We start from the raw sequence: 20,513 nt of genomic DNA, 5'->3' as shown, positions 1-20,513 counted from the left end.
ACTGTTGTTATGTCTATTGCCAAATCAATCATTCTTCTATCTATATCATGAGATATTATGCAAATTGTCTAACAATTTTTTCATAGTCTACAAGTAAAGCGTTTTATCTTATATTTAGCCAAAAAATCAACAAACAATATAGAGGGGAAACACAATGGCTGATAATCAAACTACACCAGCAACTGAAGAAGTTGTGGTTGAAAAAACAGCGAAAGCAAAAGAAGTTGTTGCAGAGAAAACCGCTGAAGTCAAAGAAGCTGTTGCGGAAAAGACGGCAGAAGTGAAAGAGGTGGTTGCTGAGAAAACTGCAAAAGCGAAAGAAGTTGTAGCTGAAAAAACAGCGAAGGCGAAAGAAGTGATTGCTGAGACTCAGGAACAAGCGAAAGAAGTGATTGCTGAGACTCAAGAGCAAGTGAAAGAAGTATTGGCTGAAACCCAAGAAAAAATTGAGGCGGAAGCGAAAGAACTTAACCAAAATATCCAAAATCAGCTTGCACAAATTAAGCAAGACATTTTGCAGCGTATTGATGTTATTAAAACTCAACTGAATTCATCACAAGGTAATTTAGTTGAATTAACCAATGCATTAAAAACTGAGTTAAATGCTTTAATTGAAGATTTAACGAAGGTCAGCAAAGAGTTGAAAGATGACATTAGTCAAATTTCAGTGAAGCATAAAGATACTTTGGTTGGTAGCTTTAAGCGTACCAAAGAACAAGCGGTTGAAGCTTGGAATAAAGTGCGCGCAAGTTAATTGCAGATAGAAGAGCTAAAAAAGCGAGAAATTTATTTCTCGCTTTTTTATGATTAAAATTGATGTAACCAATCGCGTTTATTATGAAAGTCAGCTTGTGGGCTACTATGTTGCATTGCAAAATAGTGATTACCTTGCGTGGTATTAAAAACCGCACTTAAACCTAAATATAAGTCAGACCATTTCAATTTATTCTGTTGCATAAATTGAGATAAATCTAGACTGACATTTAAACCATAATGTGTGCGTTGCAAATGGTTCAATTCAATGTCATATGCAGCAACGGGCGGCATATTCTCAGGGAAGCGATATTCTTCAAATTGATAGGCTTGCCAAGCTTGAGAGGGAGAGAGATTGATTTCACGATAAAAATCTTCATCTTTCACACCAATAAAAATCTCAAAACAAGTCTGTTCCCATAAAAAGTCTTGGCGAGGATGAGCCTTGACTTGATCTGGGTAAATCAGAAACTGATTGGGATCACGAACCCAAAAACCAACATTTAACGTCGCTGGTGTTTGTTGCTCAATTGCTCCAACGACAGTAATAGCATTAAAGCGATCGAAAGCGGAAAGTTCATAACTTGCCATTTTGATTACTTGTTACTTAAGTGAGCAAAACGAACTAAATTAGAAAGATGCTGGTTTTGTTTTGCTGCTTTTTTATAAAGCAAAACAATTTTACCAATTTTTTGTACAGATTCAGCACCTGTTGCTTCAACAAGCGCATCAATTACTGCTGCACGTGCATCACGATCTTCACCTGCAATTTTCACTTTAATGAGTTCATGATCATTTAGTGCGCGATGAGTTTCTTCAATGACGTTTTCTGTAAGACCTTGGCCACCAATCATTACAACTGGATTAAGTGCGTGGCCAATTTGACGTAAACGCTTACGTTCATGGATAGATAAAGCCGCCATTAAAAATACCTGATTGGGAAAACGACCTAGTATAACTTGCATCCCGTTTCTAAGATAGATTTAGCAGACAGGCACTTGAAACAAATATGTGAAAATTAGGCAAATAGCCAATCATGGCAATCGGAAAAAATCTGTAAAAGTTCGTGTGAATGAACTACAACCGTACTGTAATGGGAGTAATTTTCACGTACAATGATCAATCAGAAGTTTTTTGAAATTTAGTGAGTTATGGCGACGCGCATTACCAATCAAAAATTGTCGAAAAGCAGCCGTGTGTGGATGAGAGAGCACTTGGATGATCCTTTTGTAAAGAAAGCACAAAAAGAGGGTTATCGCGCACGGGCAGCGTACAAGTTACTTGAAATCCAAGAAAAATATAAAATGATCAAACCGGGCATGACAATTGTTGATCTCGGTGCAGCACCCGGAAGTTGGTCGCAAATTGCAGGTAAACTGGTTGGATCAAATGGTTTAGTAATTGCTTCAGATATTCTCGCAATGGACGCTCTTCCAGATGTGACATTTTTGCAAGGCGACTTCCGAGAAGAAGAAGTTTTCGAAAAATTGTTAAATATTTTAAATGGGCGTCAAGTAGACGTTGTAATTTCAGATATGGCCCCCAATACATCAGGTAATAGGGCTGTCGATCAACCACGCCAGATTTACTTATGTGAGTTGGCATTAGATTTTGCTCAAAAAGTTTTAGGCCCAAATGGACAGTTTATTGTTAAGGTGTTCCAAGGCTCAGGATTTGATGAGTTTAGAAAACAAGTGGTCGATAGTTTTGATGTATTAAAAACAGCCAAACCTGCGGCATCTCGTGCTCGATCAAAAGAAGTTTTTTTGATTGGTCAAGGTCGTAAAAAGGCATTGCAATAAAAGTGTACTTGCCAAGTTGTTAAAAATTGTGCATTTTGTACCTTTTAAGTTTTTTGCAACGCAAATTCATTGCTGTTTTTGTGAAGGTCAGCCAAGATTAGGTATGATCAAATTAGATTGATATGGGAATAAAGCCTTGAGCGATTACTTCAAGAATGCCGTATTGTGGCTCATCATACTCGGTGTTCTGATTTTGATTTTTAGCAACGTCAGTGACCGCAATAAGCCTGCAGCGATGAAATATTCTGATTTCGTTGCAGCGGTAAATGCTGGGCAAATTAAACAAGTCACAATTGACGGTTTAAACATTAGTGGTGAAAAAACCAATGGTTCTTCTTTTGAAACGGTTCGTCCACAAGTAGAAGACACTGAATTGCTTCCAAGCTTGAATAAACAGAATGTAGTCGTTGAAGGTACTGCGCCACAACGTCAAGGCATTTTGATGCAACTTCTCATTGCAAGCTTCCCTGTATTACTGATCATCTTATTATTCATGTTCTTTATGCGTAATATGGGTGGGGGCGCTGGTGGTAAAAACAGCCCAATGAGTTTTGGTAAGTCAAAAGCGAAAATGTTATCTGAAGATCAGATTAAGATTACGTTTACTGATGTTGCAGGTTGTGATGAAGCCAAGCAAGAAGTAGTTGAAATAGTTGACTTCTTGAAAGATCCTTCTAAGTTCAAACGTCTTGGTGCAACCATTCCTCGTGGTGTATTGATGGTTGGTCCTCCAGGTACTGGTAAAACATTATTGGCTAAAGCAATCGCTGGTGAAGCTAAAGTTCCATTCTTTAGTATCTCAGGTTCTGACTTCGTTGAAATGTTTGTTGGTGTCGGTGCTTCACGTGTTCGTGACATGTTTGAACAGGCTAAACGTCATGCACCTTGTATCATTTTCATCGATGAGATTGATGCTGTTGGTCGTCATCGTGGTTCAGGCACTGGTGGTGGTCATGATGAGCGTGAACAAACCCTAAACCAAATGCTTGTTGAGATGGATGGTTTTGAAGGTAATGAAGGTGTGATCGTCATTGCAGCAACTAACCGTGTTGATGTACTTGATAAAGCATTACTTCGTCCAGGCCGTTTTGACCGCCAAGTGATGGTTGGTTTACCAGACATCCGTGGTCGTGAGCAGATTTTAAATGTTCATTTGAAGAAACTTCCTTCGGTTACAGGTGTAGATGTTAAAGTCCTTGCGCGTGGTACTCCAGGATTCTCAGGTGCGCAACTTGCGAACTTAGTCAACGAAGCTGCGTTGTTTGCTGCTCGCCGTAATAAAAACACGGTTGATATGCATGACTTTGAAGATGCAAAAGACAAGATATACATGGGGCCAGAACGTAAATCGATGGTGATTCGTGAAGAAGAACGTCGTGCGACGGCTTACCATGAAGCTGGACATGCCATTGTCGCTGAAATTTTACCTGGTACAGACCCAGTGCATAAAGTAACAATTATGCCACGTGGTTGGGCATTAGGTGTAACTTGGCAGTTGCCTGAGCAAGACCAAACTAGCCACTATAAAGATAAGATGTTGAATGAACTTTCTATCCTGTTTGGTGGTCGTATTGCAGAAGAAGTGTTCATTAACCAAATGTCGACAGGTGCATCTAACGACTTTGAACGTGCAACCAAAATGGCACGTGCAATGGTAACCAAGTACGGTATGTCAGATCGCCTTGGTGTCATGGTTTATGAAGACGAAAACCAAAGTGGTTTCTTCGGTAATGTGGGTAGCCGTACGATTTCTGAAGCAACTCAGCAAAAAGTTGATGAAGAAGTACGTCGTATCTTGGATGAACAATATAAAGTTGCTCGTGATATCTTGGAAAATAATAAGGATATCGCACATGCAATGGTGAAAGCGTTGATGGATTGGGAAACCATTGATCGCGACCAAATCCGTGACATTATGGAAGGTCGTGAGCCTCAACCACCCAAAGTTTATATTGCTGAAAATCCAGTGGCTGCATTTGAACCTCCTAAAGATGGTCCATCTACACCGCCACCATTACCAGCAATGGGTTAATGGTTGAAATTAAAGAGAGTCGCTAAAGAGCGGCTCTTTTTTATGACCTAATAAAAAGAGTGAATTAAAATGGCCAGAGTTGAAAGATCGTCAGCATTATTTTTGAAAGTTGAAAATTTGGCTTATAAATATTTAGAAAAAATTTTTCAAAAAAATACTTTGAGTGATCTAGATATATTATGTGACTTTAAGTCACTTCAATTCCAAACAGAATCTATTTTACAAGAAGTAAATAAGGATTATTCTCAATCTATATTTATTTGCAAACTTGATGTTTTTCAGAAAGAAACTAAACAGCTAGGTTATTACAAACTCATTCTTGATATGGATTATCAATTTTTGGATGAATTTTTTTTCATTTTTGAAAATCTATAATGAAAATTGAGCAGACAAAAAAGATTGAAAATAAAGAAACACCTAGATCAACTGATCATTGCTAAAATATAGGTTATTAGAAATGGAGAAGCTTGATGCAGTTGATGCCATTACCACAATGTCAGTTACAGTGTGGTCGTTTTACATTGGATTTATCCCAGCCACAGATTATGGGTATTCTTAATGTAACACCTGACTCATTTAGTGATGGCGGAAAGCACCATCAAAAAGATAAGGCAGTTCAACATGCCTTACAAATGATTGAAGATGGGGCAAAGATTATTGATATTGGTGGAGAATCTACACGTCCAAATGCATCGCCTGTAGAGCTAGAAGAAGAAATTCAGCGTGTCATTCCTGTGGTTGAAGCATTATCCAATTATGATGTAATCATGTCGATTGATACCAGTCAGCCTGAGGTGATTCGAGCTGCCGTGCAAGCAGGTGCGCATATCTGGAATGATGTTCGTGCTTTAACTCGTCCACAAGCTTTAGAAACGGCGGCTGAATTAAATATTCCTGTGGTGTTGATGCATATGCGTGGTGAACCGACCAATATGAATCAGTTGGATCAATATCAGGATGTGACTGAAGATGTGATTCATGAATTACAGCAGCGGCTTAATCAAGCAATTGCGGTCGGGGTAAGCAAAGAAAATATTATTATCGACCCAGGTTTCGGTTTTGCCAAGAATGCACAACAGAATTTTCAATTGCTGAATGAGTTTTGGAAACTGAATCGGATGGGGTATCCGATCTTGTCAGGGTTGTCGCGTAAGCGTTTTATTGGAGAAGCTCTAAACGGTGTACCTGCGCAGGAACGTGCCGTTGGAAGTGTAATGGGGCATCTACTGAGTATTCAGCAAGGCGCTAGTATTGTTCGAGTGCATGATGTTAAAGCCACTAATGATGCGATAAAAATTTGGAATGCGATGCGTTTAGCTCAGTAATTACAGAGAAATAATGAAGATAAAGATACATTCCAATACGATGTATCTTTATCTTTTTGCATACAATCACTTCAATCTTGTCATTCATTTAAAAGACATAAAAATTGGGGGATTTTAATATGCATCAATCTACAAAAATACTGACTTTAACCTTGCTAACCTCCATGATGATCGCCTGTGGTAATCCAGTAAAGGAACGTAGCCATGTAGTCGCTCCTGCGTCTTTGGTCATGTCTAATATGGCAGCGGATAGTACTCGAAAGATGATTGCTCCTGCTGCTTACATGGCAGTAATGCCTAGTCCAGAAAGAGTGCGACTAGAACAGAATACTGAAAAATATCAAAAGAATGAGGTCAATCCTATTTATCGGGTTGCAGATCAAGCAGTTTCAACCTTTAGTATTGATGTAGATACAGGTAGTTATACCAATACACGCCGTTTCTTGAATGATGGACGTTTACCACCTGTTGACGCCGTTCGTGCTGAGGAAATGATTAATTATTTTGATTATCAGTATCCGCAGCCAAATAATGTACATCCATTTTCAGTCCGTACTGAAACTGTCGACTCGCCGTGGAAAGAAAATGCCAAACTGATCAAAATTGGGATTCAAGCCAAAGATTTAAGCACCAAACAATTACCGCCTGCCAATCTGGTATTTTTGGTTGATGTTTCAGGCAGTATGGATGCAGCAGATAAACTTCTATTAGTTAAACAAACTTTGCGTTTACTCACTGAGCAACTCCGACCTCAAGATAAAGTCACCATCATTACTTATGCGAGCGGCGAAAAATTGGTATTAGAACCGACAGCAGGTAATGAAAAAGATAAGATTCTAGCAGTGATTAATACATTACAAGCAAGTGGCGCAACGGCAGGCGAACAAGCGATTCAACTGGCTTATAAGCAAGCAGAAAAAGCCTTTGTGAAAAATGGTATTAACCGCATTTTACTGGCGACAGATGGTGATTTTAATGTTGGTATTACTGACTTTAGTACTTTAAAAGGCATGGTCGCTGAAAAACGTAAAAGTGGTATTTCCCTCACAACATTAGGTTTTGGTACTGGAAACTACAATGAACAGCTCATGGAACAATTGGCGGATGCAGGTGATGGAAATTACAGCTATATCGATAATAAAAATGAAGCAAAAAAAGTCGTAGAACGACAGCTTTCATCGACACTTGCAACGGTTGCTCAGGATGTCAAAATTCAGGTGGAGTTTAATCCTGCTACGGTAAAAGAATATCGCTTAGTCGGCTATGAAAACCGTATGTTGAAACAGGAAGATTTTAATAACGATAAAGTTGATGCAGGTGATATTGGAGCAGGGCATAACGTAACAGCAATTTATGAAATCGTTCCAGTTGGACAACAAGGCTGGCTGAATGATTCACGTTATCAGGCATCGACAAAAACAGATGCAGCGAAAAAATCTGAATATGCGTTTGTAAATTTGCGCTATAAATTGCCAAATCAAGAGAAGAGCATTCTTTTAAACCAAGCTGTAAAAGCTGAAAGTAAAACGCTTGCTCAAGCCAATAGCGATACGCGTTTTGCCATTGCAGTGGCTTCCTATGCCCAGCAGCTAAAAGGTGGGCAATACAATGCTGCTATGGGCTGGGATCAAATTATTCAGTTAGCTCAGCAATCTGCAAAACCAGATCCTTACCAAATGCGTGAGGAATTTATAGAGCTTGCCAAGATCGCAAGAAGTTTAAGCGCTAAAAAAGACTAAATTATCTTTTTAAAAAGCGGTCGGAAAGATCGCTTTTTTTATGTCTAAATATCGTGATTTGTATGAGATTATGTTATAAGCATGGCGTTTTATTGGCATATTATTTTATTTATGTTCGAAGATCTCCTTCTCCCCATGTTTGATGATGAATATTATCCTGATATTCTCGTTGCCGAAGTTAAACAACAGGTTAAACACTTTTCCAAAAAAGTGAGTCGTTCAGGTTTAACTGAAGCAGAAATATATCATTTTGCTCATCATACAATGATCGCAATTAATGAGATGAAACCCCAGTTTGAAGACTTAGATTCAAGTTTAGATGATACGGCTGCGGATTTCATTGCTGAAGCTATGATGATGATTGTGCAAGAAGCAGGTTATTTTGAGATTGAAATGGAACAATTGATTGCAAATCGAGAGTGGTAAAATTCACTCTCGATGTTTAGAAATTATAATTATTCCTTATTTGAAATATCACTCCAAAATTTAGGTAAAGTAATTTGACCTGAAATCCATGCTTCAATTTTAGGTTGTTTAATTTTTTGATAATAAATACTTTCGGTCTGAATCAGTAAGCCTAAAGTATCGCCTTTATTTAAACGTCCATTAATACTAGGTAATTCAATAGTTTGATTTCCTTTCGATGCTGAATTTTTATTAGAAATAACTTGATCAAAAGTATGTTTTTTGCTTGGATTTAATGCTCTTGTTTGATCATTTAAAATAGCATATTTACCCGTTTTTCCAGATTTAATGGCCATAGAAATAAATAGTGTTGGTTCTACTTTATTATTTGGCGTTTCGATCTTTAAAGTGAGTTGTGGTGTACCTGTGAGATGTGCCAATTCAGTTATTGTATGGATCGGAACAAACACAGCTTGCGAATTCTGAGGTTCAATCCAAGTTTTATTTAACGTGTAATGTGTCGTTGCATCCAAATCTTTGAACTTATAGACCGGACTTTTGTCGACACATAATTCTGGTAAATCAATTGTTGCAGTTTGGTCTTTGAGTTTTTGATCAAACCATCCCATGATCGTGTCTTGTAATTTATATTGCTTTTGATTCCCACAGGCAACAGATTTCCCAATATACCAAAAAGGAGTATCACCCAATGGGGAACGCTGTGCAAATGGTTGTAAATGTCCGCCTTGTACGCCGATTAAATGGACTTCATGCTGCGATTTCTGAATACATTGAGCCGCTTTAACGCCTTCATTAAAAGGAAATAATACATCTCTAAAGCCTTGGATAATGAGCGCATCTGCTTTTGGCGCTTGAGCATTTTCACAAAACCAACTGGCTTGATGTGTCTTTAGAAAATCATAAGTTGATTGTTTCAACTGACCTTGTTGGGTATCTTGATAAGCTTGTTTAAGTTCTGGATCAAATTTGTTCCAATTCCACCAATCCCCAATCAAATTTAAGAAACTTAGCCAATCTCCTTTTGGAACGCCATTGGGTACAAGGCTATCAACGATATCGTACCAAGTTGTGATTGGTACAATTGCTTGTAAGCGAGGGTCTAAAGCAGAAGCAATATATTGCACACCGCCTGCATAAGATTCGCCAATCATGCCTGTACGAACACCATTTTGATTTTGTGCCAGTTGTGGTAAGTTTTTTTCAGCCCAGTTCATAATGCTAATCACATCTTGAGCTTCTTTTTCGGGATCGGTTAAGCGGATTTTACCCTGACTATTTCCATGACCACGTTGATCATAACTGATTACCCAATAGCCATTTTTCCACGCTGTTTTGGCTACTTGACCAGTCGGAAGTAAAAAACCGTACAGACTGAGTTCAGGTCGTTTCATGCGAGATAAACCAAAACCATGGGTATGTAGCAGCAAAGGAGCTATTTGTCCTGCTTTTAAATGAGGTTGATACACTGTAAAGGCAATGATTGTTCCATCGGATGTGATTGTTTTTGCTTGAAAATAACGTTGTTTTAATTCTGTTGGTTGCGATTGAATTTTTTGAGGTTGAATTGTCGCATTGACACAACCTTGTAATAGCAAAAAAATGCCAAAGCAAAGCCATAAAATATTTGAACGCATAGATTCTTTCATCCTTGAGCAAATCTGTGGGAAATTCTAACTGGATGGTGTGTAGTTTACTGTGTCAAACTCGCCGAGACTATAAAAGGATAGGTCATTTTACCGACCTACCAGTTTTATTCTATTTTATCTGACGTGAGTTGGAGCGATAAGCATATAAGAATAACCCTGCACACAAGAAAATTAAACCTAAAATTAAGTGTGAGTTCAGTGGTTCATGATTGAAAAATATGCCCCATACACTTGCCAATACGGGGGTGATAATTGTAATTAACATGACTGTGGTTGGGTTGAGTTTTTGAATCAGATTGAAATAAAAAATCATCGCCAAAACTGATGAAAATCCTGCGCTATACAACAAAGCAAGACTGACTTGTAGACTTGGAAACTGTACTGGTGCTTGAGCGATAAAGAAGGGTAATAAACACAGATAGCCAAACCATGAAATTAGCGTTGATCCTGTCGTTTGAATAATTGGGTGAATCTCCGCACCAATTTTTGCAACGAGAAACATGGAGATCACATAAAGTAAGACGGCAATAATTTCATAGCTAACACCAATGATATCCATTTGAATGTGATCAGAACCTATGCCCAGCGTGAGAGATAAGCCTAAAATGGCAATTATTAGCCCATACCATTGGCGTTTTAGAAAATGCTCACGTTTTAAAATAAAAACCGCAATCAAGCCAGACCATAAAGGTGCCGTTCCATAAATAATCGAGATCATTCCTGATGAGACTTTACTTGCACCCATATAGCAAAAAGCCATTGAACCAAATAATCCAAGCGCACCCGCCGCATAACTCATCATGGCTTTAAAGTTCAAGATAAGTTTAAGTCTGAAATAAAACAGACAAAGCAACGCAAGTGGAATGGCGAGGCTGAATCGAAGAAATAAACCCCAAGCCCAATGAATTTCATGCACAGTCCAGACGGCTGCTAATGGTGTAAATGACCAGATCAGCACAACTGCAATAAATTGACCGACTGTAGCTAGGCGAGGGTGAGTAGGGGCTACAGTCGGTTGAATCTGTGTCGTTTGTATAAAATTCTTTTGCTGAAACTGTGTCATGGAAATGCTCCTGTTGTCGTTGTGATTGCAACGCTGTATTTGAGTAATTAAAAATGAAGGCAATAAAAAAGGTCGCTCTTGAGGCGACCTGTACTTTTCAAATGATGAGCTTGTTAAATTGTCATCGGATGAAAGAGATATGCAAAGTCACCGTGCATAAAAATGCAGACACGTCGCCACATTGGATTGGCGGGAATGCAATCCTTAATGTGAATAAGACGAGTGGGTGAAACCTTGCGAATCAACATGTGAGAAATTTTAAAATAAGCTTTACATTTTTATAGCATAAGGCTTGAGTGAAAAATAGCCTTTGGCTTTAAAGCTTTAAAAATATGGCGAATAGAAGCGCATCAGATCAAGATTTTTTGGCTTGCTTAAATAAAGAATATTTCCATAATGTTGTCATTCGGATTTTCAAAGTAGTTTGCTCTTGTCTTCTTTAGAAATTATTGCCGTTATTATTAGTGTGATCGGTGTTGCACTCACGATAAAACGGAATATGTGGTGTTGGTGGTTTAATTTTTTGGCATTTATTTTATATGCTTACCTTTTTTTCACCTTTAAATTATACGGCGAAACGATTTTACAATTCTTATTTATGCTGATTAATTTCTATGGTTTTTATTATTGGCTGAAAGGTAAACGCCAAGACCATGAGATTCGGATCGAACCAATTGCAGCCAAAACGGTATTGATGCAAATGTGTTTAGCAGCAATTGGTGGATTATTATTTGGTTTAACACTTAAACATTTTACCGATGCTGCTGTACCGATCCTAGATGCGCAACTTGCTGCATTTAGTTTATTGGCAACCTATTGGACGAGTCGTAAACATATCGCAACGTGGGTACTTTGGGTATTTGTCGATATTGTCTATGTCGGTATGTTTATCTATAAAGAATTATTTTTAACTGCAGGTTTGTATGCTGCTTTTGTTTTGTTAGCAGCTTATGGTTGGTGGCAATGGGAGCAAGTTAAGCAGAAACAGTTGATGTCTCAAACATAAATAAAGGCAGTCAAACTGCCTTTATTTAGGAGTCTTGGATTATTTAGAGGTACTGAGATAACTTTGTACCGCTTGACGACCTAGCGCAGGGTCATCCGTGAATACACCATCTACGCCAGCCTTGAAGTAAAGTTGCATTTCCTTGATTGAACCTGTCTCACAACGCTCGGCTGCTTTGGACGTATCCTTACTACATTTTAAGCTGTCTGGTAGGAAATTATTTTCAGGGCGGAAGGTATAAGGATGTACTTTTAAATTGACTTTATGGGCATCTGCGATAAAAGAGGTGGTCTGTGTCATTGCGGCATCTTTAAAGACATAGACTTTCCATGGACCCACACCATTGGCGTAGGTCGAAACATCTTTGAGGCCTTGTGCCGTTGCTAGATCTGCATAGGTTTTAGGATTGTTTTGTGCAACATAATCTGCTGGTCTTGCTTCAGGCGAATCATAGAGCTGAATCAATTGTGCATGCTTAACACTCTTATGTAAATCGAGTTGGTTTTTTAAATATTTTAAATTTCCAACTTCAAAAGACTGTAAATAAATAGGGGCAATATCCCGGCTATATTGGTATTTGGATAAGGTTTTTAACAAAGTATCTTCCATTGCCAAATTTTGTTTTTGGAAATAGGTCGGGTGTTTGGTTTCTGGATAAAGACCAATAATTTTGCCCGTTTTTTGATAATGCTTTGCAGCTAAATCAATGATTTCATCGAGTGTCGGGATTTCAAATTGATCATTATATTGCGTATTGGCAGCACGATACTGGGGAATACGCTCACGTGCTTTGAGCTGTTTTAGCTCGGCCAAAGTAAAATCTTCAGTAAACCAACCTGTTAAACTCACGCCATCAATGGTCTTGGTTTTTTTACGGTCTGCAAACTGAGGAAGCGTTGCAACATTGGTTGTGCCGCTGATCTCATTTTCATGGCGAGCAATCAATATGCCATCTTTGCTTGATACCAAATCTGGTTCAATAAAATCAGCACCATCATCAATGGCTTTTTGATAGGATGCAAGTGTATGTTCTGGTCGAAGTGCGCTTGCGCCACGATGTCCGATGACCAAAATTTTCGGTAATTGATAACTCGATTGAGTGCTACTGTTTTGATCATTATTGTCATCATTACAACCCACAAGGCTGATGAGGCTAAGACAAACAACTGCTTTTTTTAACATTATGACGCTCAAATGTTTTTATTAAAGTCGTTAGTTTGTCGTGGAAATTTGTCAAGTGGATGACAGTTAAGTGATCGTTTTATGAAAATAATGAATTTTTTCAACTGAATGTTTGAAATTCAATATCTCATTTCAGGCTTTGATAAAGCGGGGTATGGAGGAAGATTATGACTTCTGTTTCCAATAAGGCCAATTTACTTCAGGCGTAAAACGATAATCACGATCTAACCAATAAGATTGCGGTGAAGCAGTTTTATTTTTAAGTCCCATGATGTGCATTAAATTGTTATCGAGTTCTGCTGTATTGAGCATTTTGTCTTTATTGACACCCGTGACTTGCATATTGTCATACCACATAATCACAGGAACTTGGTATCCTGCTTTTGTATTTGGGCTGTGACCAGCATAGTCAATTTCATGACCAACTTCATTTCCGTGATCTGAAACGACCATAAAAGATCTAAAGTCAGAATTATTATCAGCCTTTAGATCATCTAAAAATCTGGCAAGCAAGGAGTCTTCATATAACACTGCATTATCATAATCATTGCGTAGTGAACGAACCCAAGGATCAATATTGCGATTCTTGAGGTCGAGTTCGACAGCATCATTACTGTCTCCAGTAAATTTATTAAACGCTAATGGGTAACGTTCTTGGTAATTTGGATGTGCACCAATCAAATGAAGAATAATCAGTTTTTTAGGATCTGGATCTGCAAGAGCTTGTTGATAAACGGGAATAAGCTTTTCATCTAATGAATTACTACTTCTTCCTGATCGTGTATTTTTATAAACAGCCTTATCTGCATAAGAACCAAATAATGAAGATAAATAACTATCGTCTTGATTGCTTAACCAATAAATTTTATAGCCCGCTGCTCGAGCGTAAGCTAAAACGCTTTCTGAAGAATATTGATCATGTGCAGATGCAGGACTTTCAGTCAATAAAACACGTAGTGCATTAATCGTTGAAGGAGAAGGTGAAAATGCATTACAAAAGATTTTTAACTCATCCAGTTTTTTTGCTAATTCTGGAGTCGTCTCACGTTGATAACCACAAACACCTAAATTTAGACTTGTTAAACTCTCTGAAAGAACTAATACATGTGTTTGTTTCTCAACCTGTTTTTTTGTCAGAGTTAAATTTTGTTTTGCACTGATGTCCCATTGTCGGTGTACATTTTGATGTTGCTTAATTCTATTTTTAAAATCCTGAAGTTTTGTTTGATAGTCTGACCAAAAAATGATGGGATGAACTTTACGTGATGGCTTCATTAAATAGCTTGTTATTGTTAATAAAACAAGTAAAACGATACAACTACGATAAATTCGACTCTGCCACATTTGATCAAGATGGTGAGCTTTAATCAGTTTGAAAGTAGAAATACTGTAAATAATTAGCAAGCAAAGTAGGCTAAAAATCACACTTAAGATTGTGCTTAAGTGTAGTTGTATGAATTCCCGCGTTTCCTGCTGACTGGTATTAGCAATTGCTTCAATAATAAAATAGGCTTCATTATCACTATTAAATAAAAACCACGTACTCGAACGTAGTAGTACATCAAGCCAAGTCGCAAACCACCATAAAACTGTAAGTCCATACCAATATTTTTTTTGTGTTTTAATGGCAAGCCAAATTAAACCTACACCTGGCAAAGAAAGAAATCCCAGTCTTAGACCATCAGACAAATTACCAGCAATACTGAGTATCCCCCCAGTAATTAATGCAGGCAATAGAATTAGGAGCAGAATATTAAAACGTTTAAAACTGGCCTTCATATATGCCTAGAAAAATAAGGGAGCAACAGGGAGCGTGCTACTATCGGTTTAAGTAAGTGGAGTGTCAATCTAAAATTAAGAAGTATTTGATTGAATAGTAAATTAAATTTTTGATCCCATTTTTTTTCGATGAAATATGCTGATGATCAATAAAAAAATCCATTATTTCTCCGTAATTTTCGCTTTTTGCAATGATATGTTAATAAGGATGGTGTTTCCTTGAAACCTCGGTAATGATCGTAGATTGAAAGAGCCTCTATTTTCCTATCTTTTTGAAAAGATTGACTGTTTCCACGATGGAATGAGCAGCCATGCTATCTAAATTTTTTATTGAGCGTCCAATTTTCGCAGGTGTGCTTGCCATTATTGTTATGGCATTAGGAATACTCGCAATTCTGAATTTGCCAGTTGAACGTTATCCTGATATTGCTCCACCGAAAATTACAGTATCGACTAACTATAGTGGCGCTGATGCCAAAACAGTTGAACAAAGTGTAACTCAAGTTTTAGAGCAACAAATCCAAGGGCTCGACCATTTACTGTACTTTAGTTCAACCAGCGATGCAGCTGGTCGTAGCCGTATTACGATTAGTTTTGAAAATGGCACAAATCCCGATACAGCACAGGTTCAAGTACAAAATAAAATTAGTGGCGTGATACGCCGTCTCCCAGATGCGGTACAACGGCAGGGAGTAAATGTCACTAAGTCCTTGGGTGATACCTTTATGGTGATTGGACTGTATGACAGTACTGGGCAAGCAAATAATATTGCGTTGTCTGATTATCTATCTACGCATGTCCTTGATAATTTAAATCGGATTGATGGCGTCGGTGAAACAGATGTTTTTGGATCGCAGTATGCAATGCGAATTTGGCTAGATCCAAATAAATTGACTCAATATAATTTAATTCCAAATGATGTCGTTACCGCGATTACTACACAAAATACACAGGTTGCAGCAGGTGCGATCGGAGATTTGCCTGTTGTTCAAGGTCAATACTTGAATGCAAAAGTAACAGCAGGTTCTCGCTTAAAGACGATTCAAGATTTTGAACAAATTATTGTGAAATCAGATGTATCTGGAAGTTTTGTTCAATTAAAAGATATTGCTCGAATTGAATTAGGGGCAGAAAATTATCAATCTTTTAATACGATCAATGGTTATCCAGCTGCAGGTCTTGGCATTTCTTTATCTTCGGGTGCCAACGCAATTCAAACATCTAAACTTATTCATCAAACTTTAGATGAACTCTCTAGCAAGCTTCCAACAGGGTATAAGATCGTTTATCCAAGAGATAATACTCCCTTTGTACAAGAATCTATTAAAGAGGTGATTAAAACACTTGTCGAAGCAATTGGTTTAGTTATTTTAGTCATGTTTCTTTTTCTTCAAAGTTGGCGTGCGACGCTTATTCCAAGTATTACTGTACCGATCGTGATTTTAGGGACTTTTGCGGTACTTGAATTACTTGGATTTAGTATTAATACCTTAACTCTTTTTGCATTGGTGCTTGCGATTGGTTTGTTGGTTGATGATGCAATTGTTGTAGTAGAAAATGTTGAACGGCTTATGCATGAGCAGCATTTTTCACCCAAACAAGCAGCCGTTGAATCTATGCAAGAAATTAGCGGTGCATTGATTGGAATTACCATGGTGTTAACAGCCGTTTTTATTCCAATGTCTTTCTTTGCTGGTTCAATTGGGGTTATCTATCGTCAGTTTTCAATCACTTTGGTTGCTGCGATGGTCTTATCTTTAGTAGTCGCCTTGGTGCTTACACCCGCTTTATGTGCTTTGATTTTAAAGCCAAACCATCAACCTAAGTCATGGGCGATTCGGTTCAATAACGGGATAGACACACTTAAAAATAAGTATTTATCTCTAGTGCAAAGCATGCTTCGTTATAAAATCTCTGTATCTGTGATTTTTATTGCATTAATTGCCGTATTTGCTTTGTTCTATAGCAGTCTGCAAAGTAGTTTTTTACCAAAAGAAGACCAAGGGATATTAAGTGTTCAATTTAAATTAGTGGATAGTGCGCCACTTTCAAAAAGCCAGGAGGTCGGTGAGGCAATTCGTCAGTATTTTCTTCAGAATGAAAAAGCAAATGTCAATTTAGTGCTTATTCGTTACGGACGAAATAATTCTGGAACGGGGCAAAATCTTGGACAAGGCTTTGTTTCATTAAATCATTGGGACAACCGTACTGGGAAGAAAAACTCTGCTGAAGCTATTCGCAAGAGAGCACTTAAATATTTTAGCCAATTTCCCGATGCACAGATTAATGTGACATTGCCTGCTTCTGTAAATGGATTAGGCGCAACAGATGGAATGGATTTATGGATTCAGGATATCAATGGGCAAGGTGAACAATTCCTCGATCAAAGTTTTAAACAGCTGCAACAGTTGGGACAAAAATATTCAAGTTTTGAAAACTTAGATAAACAATCCACTGATAGTAAAGCTACTTTGAATGTGAAGATTGACCATAAGCAAGCGATGGCAAATGGTTTAAATCTAAATGAAATTAATAGTACTTTGTCGACCGCATGGGGTGGGACATATGTGAATGACTTTATTGACCGTGGTCGAATTAAACAAGTTATTTTACAAGGTGATGCACCATTTCGTTCTAAGCCTGAAGACTTATATAGTTGGTCAGTACGTAATAATCAAAATCAAATGGTTCCTTTTAGTTCATTTTCAACGACATCATGGGGAGGGACACCAAGCATTGTGCAACGCTATATGGGATACAGTGCTTTGCAATTACAAGCTAACGTTGTCAGTGGTCAATCTTCAGGCCAAGCCATGAAAGATATTGAACAGTTGGTGGGCCAACAAGAGGGCTTAGGTTTGCTATGGACTGGGCTTTCTTATCAAGAGCAGCAATCGACTAATCAAGCAATTTGGCTATATTTAATTTCTATTGCATTTATTTTTCTATGTTTAGCCGCGTTGTATGAAAGTCTGCGTATTCCTATGGCTGTGATGACCGCAATTCCTTTAGGGATTGGCGGTAGTATTATTTTTGCCCATATTTTTGGTTTACCAAATGATGTTTACTTTCAGATCGCTTTACTTACAACAATTGGCTTATCCTGTAAAAATGCAATTTTGATTGTTGAATTTGCAGCGATGGCACAAACACAAGGAAAAAATGCCATTCAAGCAGCACTACAAGGTGCAGGGCTGCGTTTGCGTCCTATTCTAATGACGTCTTTTGCATTTGGCGCGGGAGTTATTCCACTGGTTTTTGCATTTGGAGCAGGGGCTGTAAGCCGTCAGGAAATTGGTATCAGTGTTTTAGGTGGTGTGATATTCGGGACAGTGTTGGTACTGATATTTATTCCATTTATGTTTGTACTTGTTGCTAATATCTTTAAACCTAAAGAAGAAATTGAAATTTTTAAATAAAAATAATGAAAGCCAAGCAATAGAAATGAATTATTCATGGATTCATTTAAGACATGAATTGTTCATTTTTGTTGTGTAAGTTGAGAATATAAAAAAATATTTGTAGTATGGCTCTGCCGTATAAACGGTTTAACTAGGTTTAATGCCCTAAATGGACACGCAGAGTTGTAGTTTAATCCAAATTACACATTTTTATATTCATCAAAATCTGAATGAAGCTTCTTATTCGACAGTAAAATAATTTGCTGCGTTTGGCCTTTCATTGCAGATGATTTGTAGTGAAGAGGCAGAAATGAGCTACAATAACTTTTTATATTTATTAAGCGACGCACTCAAAAATAATCATATTGATCTTGCACTTGCATCAGTTAAAACCTTTCAAGCCATCGATATTGCAGATGTATTAACACAGCTTTCTGCTGAACAAAGTCAATTGCTGCTCACACATTTATCTGATCGTGCCTATGTCTTTTCCTATCTTCCTCCCAGTGAACAAGTCAAACTCGCCCAAGCCATGCCCAGAAATATTTTGGCTGAAATTATTGGCGAAATGTCCTCGGATAAACGTGCGGACGTGTTCAAATGTTTGGATCAAGAACAACAAAATGCGTTGTTGCCTGCTTTGGCACAAGCAGAACGCGAAGATATACGTCAACTATCTTCCTATTTAGAGGGAACGGCAGGCTCAATCATGAGCTCGGAATATGCGACTTTAAAACCGAATATGACGGTCAATGATGCGATTAAAATGCTGCGTCTCGAAGCTCCTGATACCGAAATGATTTATTTCGCTTATGTATTGGATGAAGCACGCAAAATTCTCGGGGTTTTATCTTTAAAGCAACTGATACTTGCGCCTGAAGAGCAAAATATTAATGAGCTCATGGAAACCAATGTCTTAACCGCTTATGTGGATACAGACCAAGATGAAGTGGCAAAAACCATTGCACGTTATGATTTATTAGCACTGCCGATTATCGATCATCAAAACATGATGGTCGGAATTGTGACCTATGATGATGCGATGGACGTGGCCAGCGAAGAGGCCACCGAAGACTTCTTAAAAGTTGGTGCGGTCAATGCATCATCTAAACTTAGTATTAAGTCAGCACCCATTTTGCAGCTTTATCAGAAGCGTGTTTTTTGGCTGGTTTTCTTGGTGTTTGGTAGCTTGTTGTCAGGGATTGGTATTGCCCACTATGAAGATGTAATTGCGAAAAATCTGGTATTGGTTTTCTTTTTGCCATTATTGGTGGGAAGTGGAGGCAATGCTGGTTCGCAATCATCGACCCTTATGGTGCGTGCTTTAGCGACAGGTGATGTGCAATTTAAAGACTGGTTCCATCTGCTCGGACGGGAAAGTTTGGTCGCTTTATGTTTAGGGGGAACTATGGCGGTTGCCGTGTCATTGCTGGGTTATTTCCGTGGCGATGAGATGGTAGCTTTAGTTTTGGCGCTGAGTATGATGGGAATCGTACTCATGGGTTGTCTGATTGGTATGAGCTTACCATTTATTTTAAATAAGGCTGGACTTGACCCTGCCAGTGCTTCGGCACCCTTGGTCACTTCAATTTGTGATGCAACTGGAGTATTGGTGTATTTATTTATCGCCTCAATGATTTTATTCTGATTGGTAATAATAATTGTACCGACAAAACGGAAAATCTGCTTTATTCTCAAGCATAAACATGGTTTTTAGGTTGAGTGAATGACTGCTCCAATAGAACAAAAAAAATTAACTCAGCAGCAAGCGATTGCTGTTGAACGTGATTTAGCAAAATTTGCCAATACCATGGACAGTTTGGTTCGGATTCCGTTCACCAAACAAGGTGTTGGAGCCGATGCTGCACTGAGCACCATTCCATTTGCAGGTGATATCGCAGGTTTTATTCTAACCCTGTATGCATTTAAAAAGGCGAGGGAGGTCGGTGTACCACAGCATAAACTGAAGGGGGTGGTCAAACTGGCGATTATGGATATGTTGGTCGGTTTTGTACCGATTGTCGGTACCTTATTTGACGTATTTATTCGTCCAAGTCGCAAGACACTGGAAATCGTACATGACCATATCCGTGAGGAATACCAAGTGCACAGTGATATTCATGTGGTGCATCCATTCTTGCATGAATCCCTAGAACAAAAGCAGAAAACTTCAGCTTTCTGGCGTAATCCGATCGTAAGTTGGATTTGGTTACGTATCCCAGATTTATTGGGTATTGCCGTACTAATTTTATTGCTTGTTGCAGTTTGGGCAGGTTTTAGTTATCTGTGGCAGTTTTATCAATCTTTTCAAACACACTAGATTTTAAGCAAAAATAAAGCCTCCATAACGGAGGCTTTA

17 protein-coding genes are annotated in these 20,513 nt (G+C 38.2%); 11 read left to right on the top strand and 6 right to left on the bottom strand.

What is annotated here, in order from left to right:
- Window positions 1-154: 154 nt before the first annotated feature.
- Window positions 155-754 carry a hypothetical protein gene (locus ACN19N_RS11205; RefSeq protein WP_269238322.1) on the top strand — a complete coding sequence of 200 codons (600 nt, stop codon included), beginning with the start codon at window positions 155-157 and terminating at the stop codon, window positions 752-754.
- A 53-nt stretch (window positions 755-807) separates the two neighbouring features.
- On the opposite strand, the gene ACN19N_RS11200 is transcribed toward ACN19N_RS11205, so the two are convergent.
- A complete protein-coding gene (locus ACN19N_RS11200; RefSeq protein WP_420001340.1) occupies window positions 808-1,344 on the bottom strand; it encodes a DOMON-like domain-containing protein in 537 nt (178 codons plus the stop codon).
- A 5-nt stretch (window positions 1,345-1,349) separates the two neighbouring features.
- Window positions 1,350-1,676 carry a ribosome assembly RNA-binding protein YhbY gene (gene yhbY, locus ACN19N_RS11195; protein WP_004660805.1) on the bottom strand — a complete coding sequence of 109 codons (327 nt, stop codon included), beginning with the start codon at window positions 1,674-1,676 and terminating at the stop codon, window positions 1,350-1,352.
- Between the two features lie 228 nt (window positions 1,677-1,904).
- Between yhbY and rlmE the strand changes: the two genes are divergently transcribed.
- The 6 genes from rlmE (at window position 1,905) to ACN19N_RS11165 (ending at window position 8,077) form a co-directional block, all read left to right on the top strand.
- Window positions 1,905-2,555 (top strand): 23S rRNA (uridine(2552)-2'-O)-methyltransferase RlmE, encoded by a 651-nt coding sequence (gene rlmE, locus ACN19N_RS11190; protein ID WP_269228463.1) that lies wholly within the window; start codon window positions 1,905-1,907, stop codon window positions 2,553-2,555.
- A 136-nt stretch (window positions 2,556-2,691) separates the two neighbouring features.
- Window positions 2,692-4,587 (top strand): ATP-dependent zinc metalloprotease FtsH, encoded by a 1,896-nt coding sequence (gene ftsH / locus ACN19N_RS11185; protein WP_269228462.1) that lies wholly within the window; start codon window positions 2,692-2,694, stop codon window positions 4,585-4,587.
- Window positions 4,588-4,656: 69 nt separating this feature from the next.
- Window positions 4,657-4,962, top strand: a complete 306-nt coding sequence (locus ACN19N_RS11180; protein WP_420001339.1) for a hypothetical protein — start codon at window positions 4,657-4,659, stop codon at window positions 4,960-4,962.
- Window positions 4,963-5,057: 95 nt separating this feature from the next.
- On the top strand, window positions 5,058-5,912 hold the full coding sequence (folP, locus tag ACN19N_RS11175; protein WP_269229856.1) for a dihydropteroate synthase: 855 nt from the start codon (window positions 5,058-5,060) through the stop codon (window positions 5,910-5,912).
- Between the two features lie 119 nt (window positions 5,913-6,031).
- A complete protein-coding gene (locus ACN19N_RS11170) occupies window positions 6,032-7,651 on the top strand; it encodes a vWA domain-containing protein (RefSeq protein ID WP_420001338.1) in 1,620 nt (539 codons plus the stop codon).
- 111 nt (window positions 7,652-7,762) lie between these two features.
- Window positions 7,763-8,077 carry a DUF5713 family protein gene (locus tag ACN19N_RS11165; protein ID WP_420002385.1) on the top strand — a complete coding sequence of 105 codons (315 nt, stop codon included), beginning with the start codon at window positions 7,763-7,765 and terminating at the stop codon, window positions 8,075-8,077.
- Between the two features lie 29 nt (window positions 8,078-8,106).
- On the opposite strand, the gene ACN19N_RS11160 is transcribed toward ACN19N_RS11165, so the two are convergent.
- Together ACN19N_RS11160 and ACN19N_RS11155 are read right to left on the bottom strand one after the other, a co-directional pair.
- Entirely contained in the window at window positions 8,107-9,711 is a 1,605-nt protein-coding gene (locus ACN19N_RS11160) for a CocE/NonD family hydrolase (protein ID WP_420001337.1), read from the bottom strand.
- A 121-nt stretch (window positions 9,712-9,832) separates the two neighbouring features.
- On the bottom strand, window positions 9,833-10,786 hold the full coding sequence (locus ACN19N_RS11155) for a DMT family transporter (RefSeq protein WP_420001336.1): 954 nt from the start codon (window positions 10,784-10,786) through the stop codon (window positions 9,833-9,835).
- 430 nt (window positions 10,787-11,216) lie between these two features.
- Here ACN19N_RS11155 and pnuC point away from each other — a divergent pair, with 430 nt between their 5' ends.
- A complete protein-coding gene (pnuC, locus tag ACN19N_RS11150) occupies window positions 11,217-11,792 on the top strand; it encodes a nicotinamide riboside transporter PnuC (RefSeq protein WP_269238318.1) in 576 nt (191 codons plus the stop codon).
- Between the two features lie 39 nt (window positions 11,793-11,831).
- Here the strand turns inward: pnuC and ACN19N_RS11145 are convergent, their stop codons facing one another.
- Together ACN19N_RS11145 and ACN19N_RS11140 are read right to left on the bottom strand one after the other, a co-directional pair.
- Entirely contained in the window at window positions 11,832-12,974 is a 1,143-nt protein-coding gene (locus ACN19N_RS11145; protein ID WP_269229861.1) for a glycerophosphodiester phosphodiesterase, read from the bottom strand.
- Between the two features lie 165 nt (window positions 12,975-13,139).
- Window positions 13,140-14,753: a phosphoethanolamine transferase gene (locus ACN19N_RS11140; protein ID WP_293738008.1), complete on the bottom strand. Its 1,614-nt coding sequence runs from the start codon at window positions 14,751-14,753 to the stop codon at window positions 13,140-13,142.
- Between the two features lie 311 nt (window positions 14,754-15,064).
- On the opposite strand from ACN19N_RS11140, the gene ACN19N_RS11135 reads away from it, so the two are divergent.
- The 3 genes from ACN19N_RS11135 to ACN19N_RS11125 all read left to right on the top strand — a co-directional run bounded on the left by ACN19N_RS11135 (window position 15,065) and on the right by ACN19N_RS11125 (window position 20,474).
- Complete coding sequence (locus ACN19N_RS11135; RefSeq protein WP_420001335.1) at window positions 15,065-18,172, top strand: multidrug efflux RND transporter permease subunit; 3,108 nt, start codon at window positions 15,065-15,067, stop codon at window positions 18,170-18,172.
- Between the two features lie 292 nt (window positions 18,173-18,464).
- The gene (mgtE, locus tag ACN19N_RS11130; protein ID WP_269238315.1) at window positions 18,465-19,802 is read left to right on the top strand and encodes a magnesium transporter; all 1,338 of its coding nucleotides are present in this window, start codon (window positions 18,465-18,467) and stop codon (window positions 19,800-19,802) included.
- 78 nt (window positions 19,803-19,880) lie between these two features.
- On the top strand, window positions 19,881-20,474 hold the full coding sequence (locus ACN19N_RS11125) for a DUF4112 domain-containing protein (protein WP_269229865.1): 594 nt from the start codon (window positions 19,881-19,883) through the stop codon (window positions 20,472-20,474).
- The last annotated feature ends 39 nt before the right edge of the window (window positions 20,475-20,513 follow it).

Origin of the sequence: Acinetobacter sp. LF10, assembly GCF_048585715.1 — a bacterium.
Classification (GTDB): domain Bacteria; phylum Pseudomonadota; class Gammaproteobacteria; order Pseudomonadales; family Moraxellaceae; genus Acinetobacter.
The sequence above is the reverse complement of the archived record's forward strand: the minus strand, read 5'-3'. Positions and strand labels throughout refer to the sequence as shown.

Coding starts and splice junctions, on each gene's coding strand:
- ACN19N_RS11205 (WP_269238322.1), top strand. CDS start 155: ATGGCTGATAATCAAACTACACCAGCAACTGAAGAAGTTGTGGTTGAA.
- ACN19N_RS11200 (WP_420001340.1), bottom strand. CDS start 1,344: ATGGCAAGTTATGAACTTTCCGCTTTCGATCGCTTTAATGCTATTACT.
- yhbY (WP_004660805.1), bottom strand. CDS start 1,676: ATGGCGGCTTTATCTATCCATGAACGTAAGCGTTTACGTCAAATTGGC.
- rlmE (WP_269228463.1), top strand. CDS start 1,905: ATGGCGACGCGCATTACCAATCAAAAATTGTCGAAAAGCAGCCGTGTG.
- ACN19N_RS11180 (WP_420001339.1), top strand. CDS start 4,657: ATGGCCAGAGTTGAAAGATCGTCAGCATTATTTTTGAAAGTTGAAAAT.
- folP (WP_269229856.1), top strand. CDS start 5,058: ATGCAGTTGATGCCATTACCACAATGTCAGTTACAGTGTGGTCGTTTT.
- ACN19N_RS11170 (WP_420001338.1), top strand. CDS start 6,032: ATGCATCAATCTACAAAAATACTGACTTTAACCTTGCTAACCTCCATG.
- ACN19N_RS11165 (WP_420002385.1), top strand. CDS start 7,763: ATGTTCGAAGATCTCCTTCTCCCCATGTTTGATGATGAATATTATCCT.
- ACN19N_RS11160 (WP_420001337.1), bottom strand. CDS start 9,711: ATGCGTTCAAATATTTTATGGCTTTGCTTTGGCATTTTTTTGCTATTA.
- ACN19N_RS11155 (WP_420001336.1), bottom strand. CDS start 10,786: ATGACACAGTTTCAGCAAAAGAATTTTATACAAACGACACAGATTCAA.
- ACN19N_RS11145 (WP_269229861.1), bottom strand. CDS start 12,974: ATGTTAAAAAAAGCAGTTGTTTGTCTTAGCCTCATCAGCCTTGTGGGT.
- ACN19N_RS11140 (WP_293738008.1), bottom strand. CDS start 14,753: ATGAAGGCCAGTTTTAAACGTTTTAATATTCTGCTCCTAATTCTATTG.
- ACN19N_RS11135 (WP_420001335.1), top strand. CDS start 15,065: ATGCTATCTAAATTTTTTATTGAGCGTCCAATTTTCGCAGGTGTGCTT.
- mgtE (WP_269238315.1), top strand. CDS start 18,465: ATGAGCTACAATAACTTTTTATATTTATTAAGCGACGCACTCAAAAAT.
- ACN19N_RS11125 (WP_269229865.1), top strand. CDS start 19,881: ATGACTGCTCCAATAGAACAAAAAAAATTAACTCAGCAGCAAGCGATT.